Origin of the sequence: Aphanothece microscopica RSMan92, assembly GCF_046613545.2 — a bacterium.
GTDB lineage: Bacteria > Cyanobacteriota > Cyanobacteriia > PCC-6307 > Cyanobiaceae > NIES-981.
The window spans coordinates 1-479 of the sequence record NZ_JBKKKY020000487.1; the positions used below are offsets into that span (position 1 = coordinate 1).

Sequence of the window (479 nt, forward strand, 5' to 3'; positions counted from 1 at the left end):
GGCCTCCCTGGTCAGGAGGTGGGCGCCGCGCCGCGCCAGCAGCGCGGCCAGCAGGGCGACGATGCGCCGGGCCAGCAGCACGCCGCCCTGGGCCATGTGGAAGGCGGCGGCGATGCCCCCGGCGGCCAGGAAGGGCCAGCGCGCGGCGATGGCGGCGGGGTCGATCTCCGTCACCGCATGGCCGTCGGCCCGCAGCGCGGCCCGGCTTTCCGCCAGCCAGCCACCCGGCGCCGCCGCGAGGGCGAGCACGCCGGAGCGGACATAGGGCCGTTCCCCGGCGTCGCGGAACAGCAGGTCCCAGGCGGCGAAGGCGGGGTCGATCATCCGCATGTAGCCATGCTGGTCGCCATAGGCGTGGCGGATCAGCCGGTGGTCGTCCACGGAACTGCCGCGGGGGTTCGGCACCGCCGCACGCTCGACGATGGTCACGCGGAACCCCGCCCGGTCCAGTGCCCAGGCGGCGGAGAGGCCCATGATGC

At 76.2% G+C, this 479-nt stretch carries 1 protein-coding gene; it reads right to left on the reverse strand.

Annotated features, from left to right (window positions below; all coding sequences use genetic code 11):
- The coding region (locus tag ACLD7X_RS18670) for an FAD-dependent oxidoreductase (protein ID WP_425625514.1) at window positions 1-479 on the reverse strand (479 nt) is incomplete at both ends.